This is a genomic window from Mycobacterium sp. NPDC003323 (genome assembly GCF_053589535.1).
The window spans coordinates 177,014-193,368 of record NZ_JBSFSB010000003.1; the positions used below are offsets into that span (position 1 = coordinate 177,014).

A 16,355-nucleotide genomic window follows, 5' to 3' on the forward strand; every position below is an offset into this window, starting at 1 on the left:
TTCCGCAATGGCCACACCACCCAAGCCCCTGAGCCCCAAACAGGTCGAAGGCCTCAACTCGAAGGCAGTCGGCACCGGCATCAAGTGGATGTCGCGCGCCAATACCTGGCTGTTCAAGAAGTCGGGCGGCAGGCTCGGCAACAAGTTCCTGCGCGGCGCCGAGGTCGGCATCCTCACCACCATCGGCCGCAAGTCCGGGGAGCCTAGGGACAGTCCGCTGTTGTTCCTGCAGGAAGGCCGGCGCATCGTGCTGGTCGCCTCGCAGGGTGGCCGGGCCACCAATCCGATGTGGTACCTGAACCTGAAGGCCAACCCGAACATCTCCTTCCAGACCAAGAAGGAGAAGCTGGAGCTGGTGGCCCGGGAGGCGACCGACGCCGAGCGCGACGAGTATTGGCCCAAGCTCGACGCCATGTATCCGGACTTCGCGAACTACCGCTCCTACACCGAGCGGAAGATCCCGATCCTGATCTGCGACCCGGCGTAGCGCCGCGAGGCCGTCAGTCATCTGACTGATGTGCACGCACCGTGCGTGCGCGATAGTCACCCGCATGGAGTCGGCCCTGCGCGTGACCTCGTTGTCGGGATTACCCGAGGAATCGCCGCACCCGGTGACTGTGTCAGGCGTCGACCTGGTGCTGATCCGCCGCGGGGATGCCGTCTCGGCGCTGTACGGCAGATGCGGCCACCGCGGCGCCCTGATGTCCGACGGCCACATCGACGGCGACCTGCTGGTCTGCGGGGTGCACGGCTGGCGGTACGACGCCGACACCGGCGTCTCGCCGGTGAATCCGACTGTCGCACTGAGGAAGTTCCCGGTGTGGGTCACCGGTGACGACGTGTACGTCGACCATGCCGCGGTGACGGAGTTCGCTCGGGCGAACCCGCAAACCGACGGTGACGACGGGTATCAGGGCAGGTGGGTCGCGCCGTCGGACACCGCCGAGGAACCCTTCGTCACGGCGATCCACGAGTTGGCTGCGCACGGCCTGAGCCGGGTCGGCAGCCACGGCGCGGCGGCGGCGATGGGCGTGCCCCGCGATCAGCTGCCATCCTGGGATTCGATCCAGATCGTGACCGCACAGCTCGCCCGGCTGCCGCTGCTCGACCACGAGGACGTGGATGCGACGACGGTGATCGGTCCGAAGGCCGAACGGCCGCTGGTCCTCGACATCCCGCTGTTCGTCAGCGATATGAGTTTCGGCGCACTCTCCGAGGAGGCCAAGACCGCTCTTGCGATGGGTGCCGAACTGGCCGGGACCGGCATCTGCTCCGGGGAGGGCGGCATGCTGCCCGAGGAGCAGCAGGCCAACTCCAGATACTTCTACGAGCTGGCATCGGGCCGGTTCGGCTGGAGCTTCGACCGCATCCGCCAGGTACAGGCCTTCCATTTCAAAGGCGGCCAGGGGGCCAAGACCGGAACCGGCGGCCACCTGCCCGGTAGCAAGGTCGTCGGCAAGATCGCCGAGGTCCGGGGGCTGCCGCCGGGCACCGCCGCCATCTCACCGGCCCGCTTCCCGGATTGGACGTCGCTCGGCCAGTTCGCCGACTTCGCCGCTCAGGTACGCGAGGTGTCCGGCGGTATCCCGGTCGGCTACAAGATGAGCGCCCAGCGCATCGAGCACGATATCGATGCCGCCCTCGCCATCGGTGTCGACTACCTGATCCTCGACGGTCGCGGCGGCGGGACGGGAGCCGCACCGACGATCTTCCGCGACAACATCTCGGTGCCGACCATCCCGGCGCTGGCGCGGGCGCGACGCCACCTCGACCGCAGCGACGCGGGCGGGATCACCCTGGCCGTCACCGGTGGAATCCGAACTCCGGCCGACATGGTCAAGGCGCTGGCACTGGGCGCCGATGCGATCGGCCTGTCCAACGCGGCACTGCAGGCCATCGGATGTGTCGGCATGCGCGCCTGCAACACCAACACCTGCCCGGTCGGTATCGCCACCCAGGATCCTCGGTTGCGCGAACGCCTGCCCGTGCGACTGGCGGCCGAACGCCTGGACCGCTTCCTGCACGCCACCGTCGACCTGATGAAGGTGCTGGCCCGGGCCTGTGGGCATCGGCGCCTCGCCGATCTACGACTCGACGATCTCGTCACCTACGACCGTGACTTCGCCTACCTCAGCGGGGTCCCCTATGCAGGAGCAATGGCACTTTGACGACCCCGGACGCCCGCTGGCACAAGGCCGTCGACATCGACGCACTCGACGACGGCGAGGTGACGGTGTGCCCGGCCGGGCTCAAGACCGTGGCCCTGACCAAACTCGACGGCCGGTACGGCGCCGTCGACAACCGGTGCCCGCACCAGGGCGGCCCGCTGGGCCAGGGGACGCTGGAGAACGACAAGATCCGTTGTCCGTGGCACGGTTTCGACTTCGACCCATTTACCGGCGAAGCGGCCGGCGGACCGGATTTCGACGTCCCCACCTATCCGGTCGAAGTGCGCGACGACGGTGTCTACGTCCAGGTGCCGGAGTCCGCGGACCGCGCCCGCACCGTCAGCGACGTACTGGTCGAGACGATGACCAACTGGGGCGTCGACACGGTGTTCGGCATGGTCGGCCATTCCAACCTCGGTATCGCCGAAGCGTTTCACCGCGCCGAAACCACAAGCAAGCTAAAGTATTTCGGGATCCGACACGAGGGCGCAGCGGCGTTCGCCGCGGCCGCGTATGGCAAGCTCACCGGCCGGCCCGCCGTATGTTTCGGTATCGCCGGACCTGGCTCGACCAATCTGCTCACCGGTCTGTACGACGCCCGCTCCGACCGGGCACCGGTACTGGCGATTTCCGGGAACGTCGACTCCGCGGTGGCAGGCAAGGGTGCCTTTCAGGACATCGACCTGCTCGCCGCATTCGCCGATGTGACCGTCTACTCGGCCATGGTCCGCGCCGGATCTGATCATGCCGAACTGATGACGATGGCACTCAAGCACGCCATCCTGGAACGCGGCGTCGCACACCTGGTGCTTCCCGACGAGGTTCAGGTGTTGCCCGACTCCGCGGCGCCGTCGAGCCCCGCAGGGCGCATCCCCGACTTGCGGGTGGCGCCGCCCGCCGAGGCGCTGGAGCGGGCCCGCGAACTGATCAACACCGCGCTTCGGCCGGTCATCGTCGTCGGGGCCGGCGCGAGATTCGACATGCCGGCTGTGACCGCTCTCGCCGAACGCCTGCACGCGCCGGTGTTGACCACCTTCAAGGCGAAAGGACAGATACCGGACAGCCATCCGCTGGCCTGCGGGGTGTTGGGGCGATCAGGCACCCCGGTGGCCTCGTGGATGATGAACAAGGCGGACCTGATCCTGGTCTTCGGTGCATCGTTTTCCAACCACACCGGCATCTCCCCGTACAAGCCGACCATCCAGGTCGACACCGACCCGATGATGCTGGGGCGGTTCCGTCCGGTCGAGGTTCCGGTACTCGGTGACGTCGGGGTGACCGCCTCGGCGTTCTTGGACGCTGCGCGACCGCATTCCGCGCTCGTCGACCAACGGACGGAAGTCGCCGAACGGTGGTCGGTCTGGCGCACCGAGAAGGCCCGCCGCGCCATTCGCGCGCCGGGCGGAAAGATCTCCGCGGCAACCATTTTTGAGACACTGTCCGGGCAGCTGCCCGAGCATGCCGTTCTGGCGGTCGACGTCGGCAACCATGCCTACGCCTTCGGCAGGTACTTCGAGGCAAAGGAACAGTCGGTGCTGATGTCGGGGTATCTCGGTTCCATCGGTTTCGGATTTCCCGCAGCCATGGGGGCCTGGGCAGCCGCCCCCGACCGTCCGATCATCGCCATCACCGGCGACGGTGGTTTCGGTCAGTACCTTGCCGAGATCACCACCGCCGTGAAATACGGCATGAACATCACCCACATCCTGCTCAACAACGGCGAACTGGCGAAGATCAGCGAGGAACAGCGCAGCGCCGAATACTCGGTGTGGCAGACATCGCTACACAATCCCGACTTTGCGGCCTACGCCCGTAACTGCGGCGCACACGGCGCCCGGGTGACCGACGCCCGCGACCTCGGGCCGGCAATCGCTGCGGCGCTGGATCACCCAGGCCCTGCACTGGTCGAGATCCTCACCGACCCGTCCGGTCACTGACCCGGCCGATCCACGTCGACGATATCCCGGAGCTGATGGCGGCGGCTGACGCCGAGCTTGGGATACACCTTGTAGAGGTGCGAGGCGATTGTCCGCGGCGAGAGGTTGAACCGTTGGCCGATCTCACGATTGGTGAGACCGGATGCTGCCAGCGTCACGATCTGGCGCTCCTGAGCCGTCAGCGAGTCCAGGCCGTCGACTGCCCGTGCACCGGCCCCGGAGATCCCCGCCGCCCGCAACTCGGCGCGCGCAATCTCCTGCAGCGGAACCGCACCGAGTCGCTCGAACACCTTCAAGGCGGTCGTCAGCTGGGTCCGGGCTTGGGCCGGCCGCCGGACCCGGCGTAGCCATTCCCCGTAGTGCAGACGAGCGCGCGCCCGTTCCAGAGGCCACTGGTCACCGGCCGGGTCGGTGACCGCGAGCCTATGGTGACGTTCGGCCAGGCCGGCCGACGCGGTCAGCGCCAGTGCCTGATGCCGCAACAGCCGCAACCGGTCCGGCGGACGCGACCCCAGATTCCGGCCGATTGCGGCGATCAGCGATCGCGCCTCGTCTGTGTGCCCGCCCCGCACTCCCGCCCATGCCAGATCGGCTACACCACGGTGTGACACCACGAAGTGCGCGGGCACACCGTCGGCGTCGAACAACTGCCGGAACGACCGATAAGCGGTGTCGAAGTCACCATGGGCCAGGGCGCTCCATCCGATCGCCCGGGCCAGCGCCACGGCGGTCGCCACACCGCCCTTGTCCGCCATCATCCGCGCGGCATCGTCGAGTGCGGCGTCGGCGCCGCCGGTGTCACCGCGGACGGCCAGCAGGTGAGCCCGCACCACATGGCTCTCGGTGTGCAACAGGGCGAGATCGTAGACGACACAGAGGCTTCCGACCTCGTCCAGCAGTTCGTCCAGTTCGGACCAGCGGCCGGTATCCAGCAACGACCAGGCCAGTGCGGCCATCGCGTAGGTGAATCCGCGCATACCGCCCGTGGCCGTGAGTTGGCGGACCGCCTCCCGTAGCTCGGCCACGGCCAGCGCACTGTCCTCGGTCACGTGGGCCATCTCACCGACGATCAGCCGGCGATACGGCTCCACGGCGGCGGCCATCGGCTGCAGCCAGCGCCGGTCCCACTGCGCGGGCCGGTCGACGCCGTCGGCGTACATCTGGATGTACTCGCGTTGCAACGGGATCGACTCCGCGGGCAGCGGCATCGAGAAAGCCGTCGGGGATCCGGTGGCGTCGGCCGTCTCGTCGAGCCAGCGCCGCAGGTTCGACCGCTCGGCGTGGTTCCCCGAATAGTGGGCAGCCGTGGCCGCGACATAGAGCAGACCGAGCCGCAACCGGCTGTCGGTCGGCCCACTACCGTCGAGATGGCCGCGGATGGCGTCGTATGCCTCTGCGGGGCGGGCAGCCTGCACCAGGATCGAGGCGCGGGTCAGCACCGCTTGCCCAGTGATCTCCGGGTCGTCCGAATGCTGCAGCGCGCCTTCGCTCAGAGCCTGCGCCCAGGCCGGGTCGCCACCGAAGTTCGCCGCCGCGGCCGCGATGGTGAATCGGCGGGCCGCGTCGGCACCGTCGGGACTCAGCTCGCCGGCGCGCTGCAGCGCACGGGCGACCTCCAAGTAGCCGCCGCGCCTTCGGGACTGGTGCGTAGCCTGTTCCAGCAGGGCGGCAACGGTCTCGTCGGGCCCCGTTGCCGCGGCGGCCCGATGCCAGGCGCGGCAGAAGTCGTCGAGGAGCGGCGATGCGGCCAGCGCCATGTGCGCCGCGTTGCGTTCCTCGCGGTCGGCCTCGGCGTAGGCGACACTGCGAATCAGTGGCTGACCGAACCGAATTCGGCGATCGTCGTCGATAGTGACGATCCCGGCCGCGATCGCAGGGTCCCAGCGGTCCAGTTGGTCGCCATGACCTGCTGCGGCGGTGAGTATGTCGACGTCCTCATATCCGGCGCCGGCCGCTGCAAAGACGACCAATCGGCGGGCGTCGGCCGGCAGTTCGGACAACTGGGTGGCGAACAAGGCACGGGCGAATCCGCCACCGACCGTGCCGTAGACCCGGAAGACGTCCGAGCCGGATCTGCCGTAGAACTGTGCGGACGCGATGATCGCCATGGGGTTACCCCCGGACCACCGGATGATCTCGCCGACCACGCTCGGATGAGGTATGACCGACTGCGCTTCGATCAGCTGTGCCGCTTCGCCGTTCGACAGTGCCGGGATGTCGAGGACCGTCAGTGCGGAATCGAGTCCGGCCAGAAGGTCCAGTTGTCGGGCACTCATCAGGATGCGTATCGGTAGGTGCGGAATACGGCCGAGCACATAGCCCAGGACCTGGCGTGAGTCCGGATCGAGCCGGTCGAAATCGTCCAGCACCAACACCAGTGCCTGGCCGGCGGCGGTCAGCAGCGCCAGCACGGCCTGCTGGATCAGCGCGGGACCCGGTACCGCGCTGTCAACGTCGGCGCTCATCACACCGCGCAGCGCGTCGCGTAGCGGTGGCGGCAGTTCCGCGACGCGGTCGGCGATGGGTCGGAGAATCTCCGCCAACGCCGTGAACGGCGGCACGTGACCGGGCTCGGTCCCGGCAGCGAACAGTACCCGGGATGGCGTGGACACCCGGGACATGGCGTGCCGCAGCAGCCTCGACTTCCCGATACCGGGCTCACCCACCAGAACGATCCCCTGAGGCGCGTCGGCCGCACCTTCGGCCACCTGACCGACCAGGCGCACCAGAGCGGACCGACCGATGATGGGCGCAGCCGATCCCTCGCGTGCCATCGACGTCGATGACCGCATGCCCCTCCTAACGCAAGAGTGTCCGAGCATCATCTGCTGTGGTTCGAGCGAGATGCCGTGTCGGCAGCAAAGACTCAAGATCTGCTCTGGTTCAAGTCGGTGGCAGCTCCCTCAGTTGTCGACGCGAGGTGATGCCGAGTTTGCGGAAGATGTTGCGCAGGTGGGTTTCGATCGTGCGTGGGCTCAAGAAGAGTTGCGCACCGACCTCACGGGAAGTTGCCCCGGTCGCGACCAGTCGGGCGATGGTCAGTTCCTGGGCGGTGAGCGCGTCGGTGGGTTGGGCGGTCCGTTTGCGCGGATGCTCACCGGTGGCACGCAGCTCGCGGGCGGCGCGTGCCGCGAAGGCTTCCGCCCCCATGTCGGCCAGGAGGGCGTGCGCGGTACGAAGTTGTTCACGGGCGTCGTGGCGGCGGCCTTCCCGACGCAGCCACTCACCGAAGACGAGGTGGGAGCGGGCCAGGAAAGCACCCATCCGGCAACGTTGCAGCCGCGCGATGGCCTCGCGATAGTGCTTCTCGGCTTCGTACCCCGTGCTGGTCAGCGCACGCGATCGGGCGGCGACACCGTGTGCCCAGTCGGTACCGCCGGCCCGGGCTCGCATGCTGAGCTCTTCCATGGCATCGGCAGCGGATGCTGAATCGCCTGTTCGGGCGGCGGCCTCGACGAGTTCGTGGAGGGCCTGACATCTGACCGATGGCTCGTAGGTGTCACGTGCTCGGGAAGCGGCGTTCTGCGCTGCCTGATAGTTACCGAGGCCGTTGTGCAGCACCGCCATCGCACTCATGGCCACGGAGGCCTCGATACCCCGGGGGCATTGCGTCGCCTCGGTGGAACCGGTGGCGGACCGCTCACCGGTCGGTGAACCGACGCCACGCCACGCGTCCAGCAGCGTGCGCGCGTAGCTCAGCGGCTTGACACCCGTTGCCGCCGATATCTCGGCGGCTTCGTCCGCGAACTCGGCGGCGCGGGAGAGTTCACCGGTGTAGATCCGCGTGCATGACGCGGTAACCAGCGCGGCGGGCAACGTGGCGAGGGCACCGGCTTCGCGTGCGAGTCGTACGTAGCGATCGGCCAGAACGATGGCCAGTTCGTCGTCGAACAGTGCCGCAGCGGTTCGCGTGGCCAGCCACAGCCAATTGCCGGCGTCACCGGCCCGGACGGTCTCGACCGCCGGCACGTGCTCACGGAATGCCTCGAGCGCCCGCCGCAGGGCAGGGGTTCCGGCGTCGAATCCTTGCGTGTGCACGGCCACCAACCCACCGAGCAGTAGGTCCACCGGCCCAGGCGATCCGGTCGGCACGGTTGCAGCCTTGGCGGTTTCGGCGATCTCCAACAGGCTGGGCCCCACGCCCGAGCCACCGGTGATGGTCGCCGCGTCCAGGGCCTGCAGGTAGGTCTCCCGAGCCAATGCGGGGTCCAGGGGATCCAACATCCGGGCGGCGTTCAGCAGCATGGCCGGCGCCTCACATCCCTGGGTGAGGTGGAATGTGGTCTGGGCGCGCAGCAGTGCCAGACGGGCGTGCTGCAGCGCGTCGAGGTGTCCGGCGTCCACACTCTCCAGCAGTGTCAGCGCCGCACGCGGCGCGCCGGCGCAGTGCTTGGCGTTGGCAGCATCCAGCGCGCGTCTCGCCCGATGGCCAGGCTCCGGCGTCAGGTCGGTCGCGCGCCGAAGGAACGCAGCCGCGGCGCCGAATCCGCCGCGGTCCAATGCACGACCGGCAGAACGCTCCAGGTCGGCGGCGGCGCCCTCGTCGGTACCGAGCACCGATTGTGCGCGATGCCAGGCGCGGCGGTCCGGATCGGTCTTCGGGTCGGTGGCGGCTGCCAGGGCGCGATGAACCCGACGGTGCTCCGGTGCCGTGGCGGCACGGTAGACCGCCGAACGCACGAGCGGATGGCGGAACCGAACTCGGTCGCCGACCTCGAGCAGCCCCGCGTTCTCTGCGAATGCGGCTGCCTCGCAGTCGATCCCGAGATGCTCAGCCGCTCGCCAGAGCAGGGCTACATCACCGGTCGGCTCGGAGGCAGCCACCAGCATCAGTTGTTGCGTCTCGGCCGGAAGGCTGCCGGAGCGCCGCCGGTAAGTTTCCTCGATGCGGCGCGGAACACTCATGGCGTCGGGGCGTTCGAAGCCACCGGCCAGCTGCACCCCGGTGGGCAATTCCAGCAGGGCCAACGGATTTCCGCGCGCCTCGGCGATGATGCGGTCGCGGACCCCGCGGTCGAGCGGGGCGCGGACGGCGGTCGACAGCAATGTCCGGGCATCAGCGTCCTGGAGACCATTCAGGCTCACCTCGGGCAACCCGGCGAACAGGTTGCCGCCGCTTTCGCAGGGGTCGCGCACCGCGAACATCAACACCATCCGCTCGGCGACGACGCGGCGCGCCACGAACGCGAGAACTTGCGCCGACGCCTGGTCCAACCATTGTGCGTCGTCGACGAGGCACAGCATCGGCCCCTCTTCTGCGAGGAGATTGAGGACGGCGAGCCCGACCAAGAACCGGTCGGGCGCGGCGCCGGACCGATTACCCAACGCAACGCCCAGCGCGGTCTGTTGGGGTTGCGGCAGCGTTTCGATGCGCTCGAGCAGCGGTGCGCACAACCGGTGCACGCCGGCAAACGCGAACTGCGTCTCGGACTCCACGCCGACCGAGGTCCCTATCCGGATTCCCAGGGAGACAGCGGTGTCGTGGGCGTGCTGCAGCAGAGCCGATTTTCCGATGCCCGCTTCCCCGCGGACCACGAGCACGCCGCTGCGTCCCGCGGGCGCCTCGGCCAGGAGTCGGTCGATCGCGTCGAGTTCTGCGCGGCGACCCAGCAAGCCCCCGCCGTGCTGGCCGGTCCGGGCGTCCCACATTCCACGCGCCACCCGCACCGACGGCCGGTGCGTGGGCAAGGCCTCATCGCCTGAGTCGATCAGTCCGACATACACGGAGGGCGCCTTCCTACGACGCTGAATATCCGTACCGAGCAGAGGGTTGTGACCCTCGACCGGGAACGCGACGCCGACCATCGAAACGTACGAGACGGTTCGCGCCGTGTCAATACGGACCGCACCGTATCGCATCCGGAAGAGCCCTCGCTCGTTTACGGTGTGCGATATGCCGGCCAACCGAAGCGAGCGTTCGCGTCGTGCCATCCTCGACGCGTCCATCTCGATGATCGGCGAGCTCGGGTACGACGACATCTCGATCGAAGCGATCGCCAGGCGAGCAGGCGTGAGCAAACAGACGATCTACCGCTGGTGGCCGTCCAAAGGTGCGGTGATACTCGAAGCGGTAACCGACAGCCTCAGCACTGTCGTCACCCTGCCCGACACCGGCGACATCATCGCCGACGTTCGGACCCAGCTGACAGCCATCCTGGATCTGATCACGACCACCGGCTTCGGACCGGCTTACCGATGCCTCATCGCCGCCGGCCAGTCCGATCCCGACCTGCTGCACGCCCTCTCCGACGAGATCATAAGACCGAACATCGAGGACTTCCGGGCCCGCGCCACCCTGGCGCAGCAACGCGGCGAATTGAGCGCCGACGCCGATTGGCAGACCATGCGCGACCTGCTCTACGGGGTCGTCGAGTACCGGCTGGTCCACGCTATGCCGCTCGAACCTGCGTACATCGACGGTGTCCTGCAGATCGTCTTCCAGGGAGTGCGCTAGCGGATCGCCCCCCGGCCGTGGCGGCCGGTGACCACGTAAGGGATTTTCACCGACGCGAAAGCGACGGTTGCGCGGCGAACCTGTTGACACGGGAAAAACCCCGACCGCAAACGGAGGTCGATGTGAACAATCTCGAAACTGTTGCACCACAGGACATCGGGAGCCACCACACGCGGGCATCGGACGAGACCGATGCCGAACGGACAGCGCGTTTCGAGCGCGACGTGATCCCGCTGTTGGACACGCTCTTCGGTGCGGCCATGCGGATGACCCGCCACCGTGCCGACGCCGAAGACCTGGTGCAGGAGACCATGGTGCGGGCATACGCAAGTTTCGGGACGTTTGAACCAGGAACCAACCTCAAGGCCTGGCTGTACCGAATTCAGACCAATGCCCACATCAACGGTTACCGCAAGCGGATGCGCCGCCCCGCCGAACTGTTCCTCGAGAAGTTCGACGACCGGCAGCTGGGTGCCGAGGCCGGGCGTTCGCCCAGAGCATTGCGGTCCGCGGAGGTGGAAGTACTGGAGTCGTTGCCCGACGACAACATCAGGAACGCTCTGGACACTCTGCCCGTGACCTTCCGGATGGCGGTGTACTACGCCGATGTCGAGGGACTGGGCTATAAGGAGATCGGTGCGATCATGGGCACACCGCTGGGAACCGTCATGTCACGTATTCACCGCGGTCGTTGCCGGCTTCGTGACCTGCTGGCGGACATCGCCGTCGCCAACGGGTACGGACGGGCTCACCGGCACGCGGGATAGTCCCGCATCGATGATGTTGCACGCCGGTCCGGGTGACCACCGCTGTTCTGCGGATCTTCATCTGTGATCCGTGCCGGCTCGCTAGGGTGATCCGATGGTCATCGGGGCACGTCGGCGGTCACTGGAACTCCTGTTCGCGGTGCTGACCGCGGCGGTGTTGTTCATCGTCACCGCCCTGCCGGCCGCCGCGCTGACGGTGACGTTCGTCCGGCACGGCGAGTCAGAAGCCAACGCCTCGCACACCATCGACAACTCGATCCCTGGCGCGCCGCTGACCACGTTGGGTCAGGCGCAGTCGGAGGCGGTGGCGGCGGCGCTGGCCGGCAACGGTGTGGCCTATGACGCCATCTATGCCTCGAACATGGTGCGCACCACGCAAACTGCGGCGCCGTTCGCGGCCGCCACCGGACTGACGCCGACGGTCCTGCCGGGCTTCCGCGAGATCAATGCGGGCTGGTTCGAGGGCTCCTCGGATGCTGGGCTCGGCGGCATCGGGTACGTGTTCGCGCCGGCGTTGTGGACGGTGGGACTGCGATCGGTCCCGATTCCCGGCGGCGCCGACGGCAACACCTTCGACGCCCGCGTCGACGAGGCGTTGCAAGTGGTCGAGGAGTCCGGGGCGCAGAACCCGGTGGTGTTCTCCCATGCCGCGACGATCATGTTCTGGACCATGATGAACGTCGACAATCCGGACCTGCTGCTGATGCTCACCCACCGGTTGCAGAACACCGACGTGGTGGTCGTCGACGGCAGCACCGAGGAGGGCTGGACGCTGAAGTCCTGGGCCGGCCGCGAGGTCGGGCCCGCGTCGCTGGGCACCAAACTGTTCGTCAACGTCCGCGACCTGGTGGTGACACCGCAGGCCGCGGTGTACGACGTGGTGCAGGCCTTCCGCACCGGCGATATCGGCGCGATCGCCAAGGCTGTGCGGGACGGTGTCGGTGACGTGCTGAGGGCACCGACCAGATTCGCCGCCGCGGTGGTGCGCGATGTGGTGCAGGCCGTCGGCGATATCGTGCGACCCCGACCGCGGGCTGTGGCTCCCGAACCCGAGCAGGCACCGGCGCCGACCGCTCGGGCCGCGGCGACGGAGCCGGTCGCCGTCGACCCTGAGCCCGAGCAGCACACCGAGGAGTCGCCGTCGCTTCGGCCGGCCGAGCAAGCCGAGCCCGGGCGGAAGGTGCGCACCAGTCGGACCGCGGGCAATCCCGCGTTGCGGGCGGTGGACACGAAGGACGCGGCGGAGGCGACCGACGACACCGATGTGACCACCGACAAGGCCGGCACCGACACCGAGTCGCTCGACAAGCCGGAGAAGGCCGAGCAGGACAACGCGACGTCGGCGGCCGACTTCACCGCCGACAACTCCGCCGACGACTCCGACAATGGCACCGACAATGGCACCGACAAGGCGGCCTGACCGCCTGTAATTGCTGCGTCCGACCGTCGCGCCGGCGTGCAAGACTGATCCACATGGGTGTGCTCGACGCGTTCCTGTCGACGTGGTCGAACGCGCGCAACACCTTCGGTCAGGGCGTCCCGCAGGACGGCAGCGGCTTCGACCAGAGCGTTGCGCTGACCGCCCTGCAGCAACGGCTCGATGCGGCCGCACCCGGTGCGCGTTGGACCGGCACGGCCGCCTCCGCTTATGACGCCGTCAACAACGAACACCGCCGAGTGATCGGCGCGTTGGCCGATCTCGATCGACGGCTGAGAGACCAGATCGACATGTCGGCGCGCGTGGTCAGCGCCGGACGCACCGGCCTTGACGAGGTACGCCGATGGGTCACCGATGCCGCCGCGTCGGTCCCGCGCAATCCCGCAGGCGAGCGCATGCTGGTGCCGATCGTCAGCAAGGGCATCGGCGAGGTCAGCGATATCGTGCTCAGCTCGAACCGCGAGCTCGACGCCATCGGGGCGACGATCCGGACGCTCGGCGACGAGTACATCACTCTCGGCGATCAGAAGTTCGGCGGCCGGGACCAGCCCGACACCGATGCAAAACACGAACCATCGGCCCCGTACGAGCGGGCACTGCGGGACGCGGGACTGCTGAGTGGACCGCCACCGGAGGGCCTGTACAGGGAGTGGCTGCACAACGCGGAGCGCCAGGGCCTCCCGCCGGAGACCATCGTCGACATCGCCCGTCGGCACGACATCACACCGTCGAGCTTCGACGTGTTGTCCGGCATGCAACGGGTCAAGGATCCCGACGGTAAGACGTTCTTCCAGCTTCCCAATGGCACGTCGGGTGAGGATGCCCGCAAGGCGGTACTGATGACCTACATCTTCAACGCCGGCACCGACTACGGCGAAGGCACACCGAACGACTTCATTCCCGAGCCCTACTCGGCCGACGAGGTGCAGCGCATCATCGACCGGCAGGCCGCCAACTCGTGGACCTATGACGACGACGTCCCATTCATCCTGGACGCCGACGGCGCGCTGATGACCACCCCGAACGGCATGCTGATGGGCATGGGCGGAAATTGGCTGCAGGACCAGTTCAGTTGGCGGGGCGGCACCGCCTGGGGTGACATCTTCATGGAGAACATCGACCACGGGCACAACCCGGGCGAGCAGTTACGCGCGATGGTGGAATCCGGTGTCTCCCGAGGCATCGGTGCGGACGGGAATCCCGTCGCGGGGCGACTCGACCTGGATCGGCTGCTGCACCACGAGGAGATCCACTCGCGGCAATGGGCGGATAAGGGCTACTTCGGGATGCTGTGGGCCGTGGCCACCGATTCTGCCGGCATCGAGGAAGAGGCGGGTCTCGGCGACGGAGGTTACAAGTGATTCGGCGGCTGCTGGCCACCGCTCTCGCCGGCACGTTTGTGTCGGGCTGCCATGTGGTGGGCCCGGATCCCGACGCCGCCTCCCTGCCACCGGTGTTCGGTGCCCGGGTCACCGACGGAAAGCTGCACCTGTCCACGGGCAGCCCGTGTAGCGACGTGTCGCGCGTGGTCGTGCTGTTCACTCCCGACGCCGGCCGCCTGACCCTGGAACCCCGCGGTGGTGGCGCCGCCGAGGTCGAGTACCTGACGGTGGGAGGCCCGTATGGCGAACTGGAGGTCGCCGAAGGACTGCCGCACGGATTCGACTGGCGCACCGCGGAAGAGGTCACCCTCATCGTCACGTCGCCGCAGGGTTCCGGTTCGACACCGACGAGTATCGCCGAGGTCATCGACGGATCAACCGCGCACTCCGAGGACACCTTCTACTTTGAGGGAATCGGCTGGCTCAACCCCGATCAGGTCGCCGAGCAGAACCGCAGGTCGCTGCTGACGGTCTGCACCGACGATCCCGCCTCGAAGTGACATCGGTCATCGCGCGGGCCGTCGCCGGTCTGCTCGGTTCGACAGCGGGCCTGCTGTGGCTGCTGTGCATGTATATGGTTGCGCGGTCCGGCTTCTCGGCGGATCCGGCCGTCGATCCACACGGCTACGCGCTGATGTTCGGCACCGTCGTCGGGCTGATCGCCGGTTTGCTGTTCACCGTGGTGCTGCCCGCGGCGTTTCCCGTCGAGCACCGCAGGCGGGCGTTGCGACGATGCCTGGTGGTCTTCATCGCGGTCACGGCACTGCTGTACGCGGCACTGTACGTACATTAGCCGGAGTTTGCCTCGCGGCAGTTCGGGGCAACAACACCGGCATGGTCGATGTTCGGAACTCGGGGCTGCTGGCGTGGACGATGAAGAACTTCGCCCGGGCACACGTGTGGGCCTACCAGAAGACCGATGGGGTGATCGGCTCACGTCTCGGCTGGCTGCCGGCGGCGCTGATCACCACCACCGGACGGCGCAGCGGGCAGGAGCGGGTGACCGCCACCCTGTGCCTGCGCGATGGCGACCGCATCGTGCTGCCGGCGTCATTCGGCGGGCGCGATCATGACCCGGCCTGGTACCTCAACATCAAGGACGACCCGGCTGTCCAGGTGCAGTACGGCTCCGACAAGCGCGACATGCTGGCCAGGGACGCGACACCGGAGGAACGGAATCTATTCTGGCCCAGGCTGACCCGGATGTACCCGCCCTACCGCGGATACCGCGAGGCCGCCGACCGCGTCATCCCGCTCGTGGTCTGCGAACCGCGATGATGCCGGTGCGGGTCAGGCGCCGAAGACCGGCAGCGGTGTGCGTGACTTGGCCAGCAGGTCGCTGACGACGGGGCCGAGCTCGGCCGGATCCCAGCGGGCACCCTTGTCGATCTCGCCGCCGCGGGCCCAGCCCTCGGCGACCCGGATGATGCCGCCCTCGACCTCGAAGACCCGGCCGGTGACCTCCCGGGATTCGACGCTGCCCAGCCACACCACCAGCGGGGAGACGTTCTCCGGGGCCATCGCGTCGAATTCGGCGTCCTGCGTGGCCATCATGTCCGCGAACACCGTCTCAGTCATCCGGGTGCGCGCCGACGGGGCAATCGCGTTGGCGGTGACGCCGATTCGGCCCATCTCGGCCGCGGCAACCAGGGTGAGCGCGGCGATACCCGCCTTGGCCGCACTGTAGGTGGCCTGCCCGACGCTGCCCTGCAGCCCGGCACCGGAGCTGGTGTTGATGATGCGGGCGTCGACGGCCTTGCCCGCCTTGGACTGTGCCCGCCAGTACGCCCCGGCATGCTTCATGGTGGCGAAGTGACCCTTGAGATGCACCGCGGTGACGGCGTCGAACTCGTCCTCGGTGGCGTTGACGAACATCCGGTCCCGGACGATGCCGGCGTTGTTGACCAGGACATCCAACGTGCCGAAGCTGTCGATGGCGGTCTGGATCAGTCCCTCGGCCTGCGACCAGTCCGCGACGTTGGCGCCGCTGGTGACGGCTTCGCCTCCGGCGGCGGTGATCTCGTCGACGACACCCTGGGCCGCGCTCCCCCCGCCGGCGGGTGAGCCGTCGAGGCCGACACCGATATCGTTGACCACGACCCGCGCACCCTCGGCGGCGAAGGCCAGCGCGTGCGCCCGTCCGATCCCGCCGCCGGCGCCCGTCACGATGACTACCCGGCCGTCGAGCAAACCCATTGGTGTATCTCCC

The 16,355-nt window shown here is 68.0% G+C and carries 13 protein-coding genes; 10 read left to right on the plus strand and 3 right to left on the minus strand.

All coding sequences use genetic code 11. The annotated features are described in order from the left end of the window. The first annotated feature begins 7 nt into the window (after nt 1-7). From ACWDUN_RS10455 to ACWDUN_RS10465, 3 genes are all read left to right on the plus strand, one after another. A complete protein-coding gene (locus ACWDUN_RS10455) occupies nt 8-487 on the plus strand; it encodes a nitroreductase family deazaflavin-dependent oxidoreductase (RefSeq protein ID WP_449928158.1) in 480 nt (159 codons plus the stop codon). 64 nt (nt 488-551) lie between these two features. After that, nucleotides 552-2,168: a glutamate synthase-related protein gene (locus ACWDUN_RS10460; RefSeq protein ID WP_449928160.1), complete on the plus strand. Its 1,617-nt coding sequence runs from the start codon at nt 552-554 to the stop codon at nt 2,166-2,168. Beyond that, nucleotides 2,165-4,105 (plus strand): thiamine pyrophosphate-dependent enzyme, encoded by a 1,941-nt coding sequence (locus ACWDUN_RS10465; RefSeq protein ID WP_449928162.1) that lies wholly within the window; start codon nt 2,165-2,167, stop codon nt 4,103-4,105. The genes ACWDUN_RS10460 and ACWDUN_RS10465 overlap by 4 nt, the downstream gene beginning before the upstream one ends. Here the strand turns inward: ACWDUN_RS10465 and ACWDUN_RS10470 are convergent. Both ACWDUN_RS10470 and ACWDUN_RS10475 read right to left on the minus strand, forming a co-directional pair. Next, entirely contained in the window at nt 4,099-6,897 is a 2,799-nt protein-coding gene (locus tag ACWDUN_RS10470) for an AAA family ATPase (protein WP_449928164.1), read from the minus strand. The two genes, ACWDUN_RS10465 and ACWDUN_RS10470, sit on opposite strands and share 7 nt — an antisense overlap. Before the next feature lie 91 nt (nt 6,898-6,988). After that, complete coding sequence (locus ACWDUN_RS10475; RefSeq protein WP_449928166.1) at nt 6,989-9,829, minus strand: ATP-binding protein; 2,841 nt, start codon at nt 9,827-9,829, stop codon at nt 6,989-6,991. Nucleotides 9,830-9,998: 169 nt separating this feature from the next. Between ACWDUN_RS10475 and ACWDUN_RS10480 the strand changes: the two genes are divergently transcribed. The 7 genes from ACWDUN_RS10480 to ACWDUN_RS10510 all read left to right on the plus strand — a co-directional run bounded on the left by ACWDUN_RS10480 (nt 9,999) and on the right by ACWDUN_RS10510 (nt 15,424). After that, nucleotides 9,999-10,559, plus strand: a complete 561-nt coding sequence (locus ACWDUN_RS10480; protein ID WP_449928168.1) for a TetR/AcrR family transcriptional regulator — start codon at nt 9,999-10,001, stop codon at nt 10,557-10,559. A gap of 155 nt (nt 10,560-10,714) precedes the next feature. After that, nucleotides 10,715-11,326: a sigma-70 family RNA polymerase sigma factor gene (locus ACWDUN_RS10485; protein ID WP_449928806.1), complete on the plus strand. Its 612-nt coding sequence runs from the start codon at nt 10,715-10,717 to the stop codon at nt 11,324-11,326. 94 nt (nt 11,327-11,420) lie between these two features. Then, complete coding sequence (locus tag ACWDUN_RS10490) at nt 11,421-12,746, plus strand: histidine phosphatase family protein (RefSeq protein WP_449928169.1); 1,326 nt, start codon at nt 11,421-11,423, stop codon at nt 12,744-12,746. Between the two features lie 53 nt (nt 12,747-12,799). Continuing rightward, nucleotides 12,800-14,125 (plus strand): EspA/EspE family type VII secretion system effector, encoded by a 1,326-nt coding sequence (locus ACWDUN_RS10495; protein ID WP_449928171.1) that lies wholly within the window; start codon nt 12,800-12,802, stop codon nt 14,123-14,125. Beyond that, nucleotides 14,122-14,646 carry a hypothetical protein gene (locus ACWDUN_RS10500; protein WP_449928173.1) on the plus strand — a complete coding sequence of 175 codons (525 nt, stop codon included), beginning with the start codon at nt 14,122-14,124 and terminating at the stop codon, nt 14,644-14,646. Before ACWDUN_RS10495 ends, ACWDUN_RS10500 begins: the two co-directional genes overlap by 4 nt. After that, a complete protein-coding gene (locus ACWDUN_RS10505) occupies nt 14,643-14,939 on the plus strand; it encodes a hypothetical protein (RefSeq protein WP_449928175.1) in 297 nt (98 codons plus the stop codon). The genes ACWDUN_RS10500 and ACWDUN_RS10505 overlap by 4 nt, the downstream gene beginning before the upstream one ends. A gap of 41 nt (nt 14,940-14,980) precedes the next feature. After that, nucleotides 14,981-15,424 (plus strand): nitroreductase family deazaflavin-dependent oxidoreductase, encoded by a 444-nt coding sequence (locus ACWDUN_RS10510; RefSeq protein ID WP_449928177.1) that lies wholly within the window; start codon nt 14,981-14,983, stop codon nt 15,422-15,424. Nucleotides 15,425-15,436: 12 nt separating this feature from the next. Here the strand turns inward: ACWDUN_RS10510 and ACWDUN_RS10515 are convergent, their stop codons facing one another. Further along, nucleotides 15,437-16,342, minus strand: coding sequence for an SDR family oxidoreductase (locus ACWDUN_RS10515; RefSeq protein ID WP_449928179.1), 906 nt, complete (start codon nt 16,340-16,342; stop codon nt 15,437-15,439). Nucleotides 16,343-16,355: the final 13 nt, after the last annotated feature.

Coding starts and splice junctions, on each gene's coding strand:
- ACWDUN_RS10455 (WP_449928158.1), top strand. CDS start 8: ATGGCCACACCACCCAAGCCCCTGAGCCCCAAACAGGTCGAAGGCCTC.
- ACWDUN_RS10460 (WP_449928160.1), top strand. CDS start 552: ATGGAGTCGGCCCTGCGCGTGACCTCGTTGTCGGGATTACCCGAGGAA.
- ACWDUN_RS10470 (WP_449928164.1), bottom strand. CDS start 6,897: ATGCGGTCATCGACGTCGATGGCACGCGAGGGATCGGCTGCGCCCATC.
- ACWDUN_RS10480 (WP_449928168.1), top strand. CDS start 9,999: ATGCCGGCCAACCGAAGCGAGCGTTCGCGTCGTGCCATCCTCGACGCG.
- ACWDUN_RS10490 (WP_449928169.1), top strand. CDS start 11,421: ATGGTCATCGGGGCACGTCGGCGGTCACTGGAACTCCTGTTCGCGGTG.
- ACWDUN_RS10495 (WP_449928171.1), top strand. CDS start 12,800: ATGGGTGTGCTCGACGCGTTCCTGTCGACGTGGTCGAACGCGCGCAAC.
- ACWDUN_RS10510 (WP_449928177.1), top strand. CDS start 14,981: ATGGTCGATGTTCGGAACTCGGGGCTGCTGGCGTGGACGATGAAGAAC.
- ACWDUN_RS10515 (WP_449928179.1), bottom strand. CDS start 16,342: ATGGGTTTGCTCGACGGCCGGGTAGTCATCGTGACGGGCGCCGGCGGC.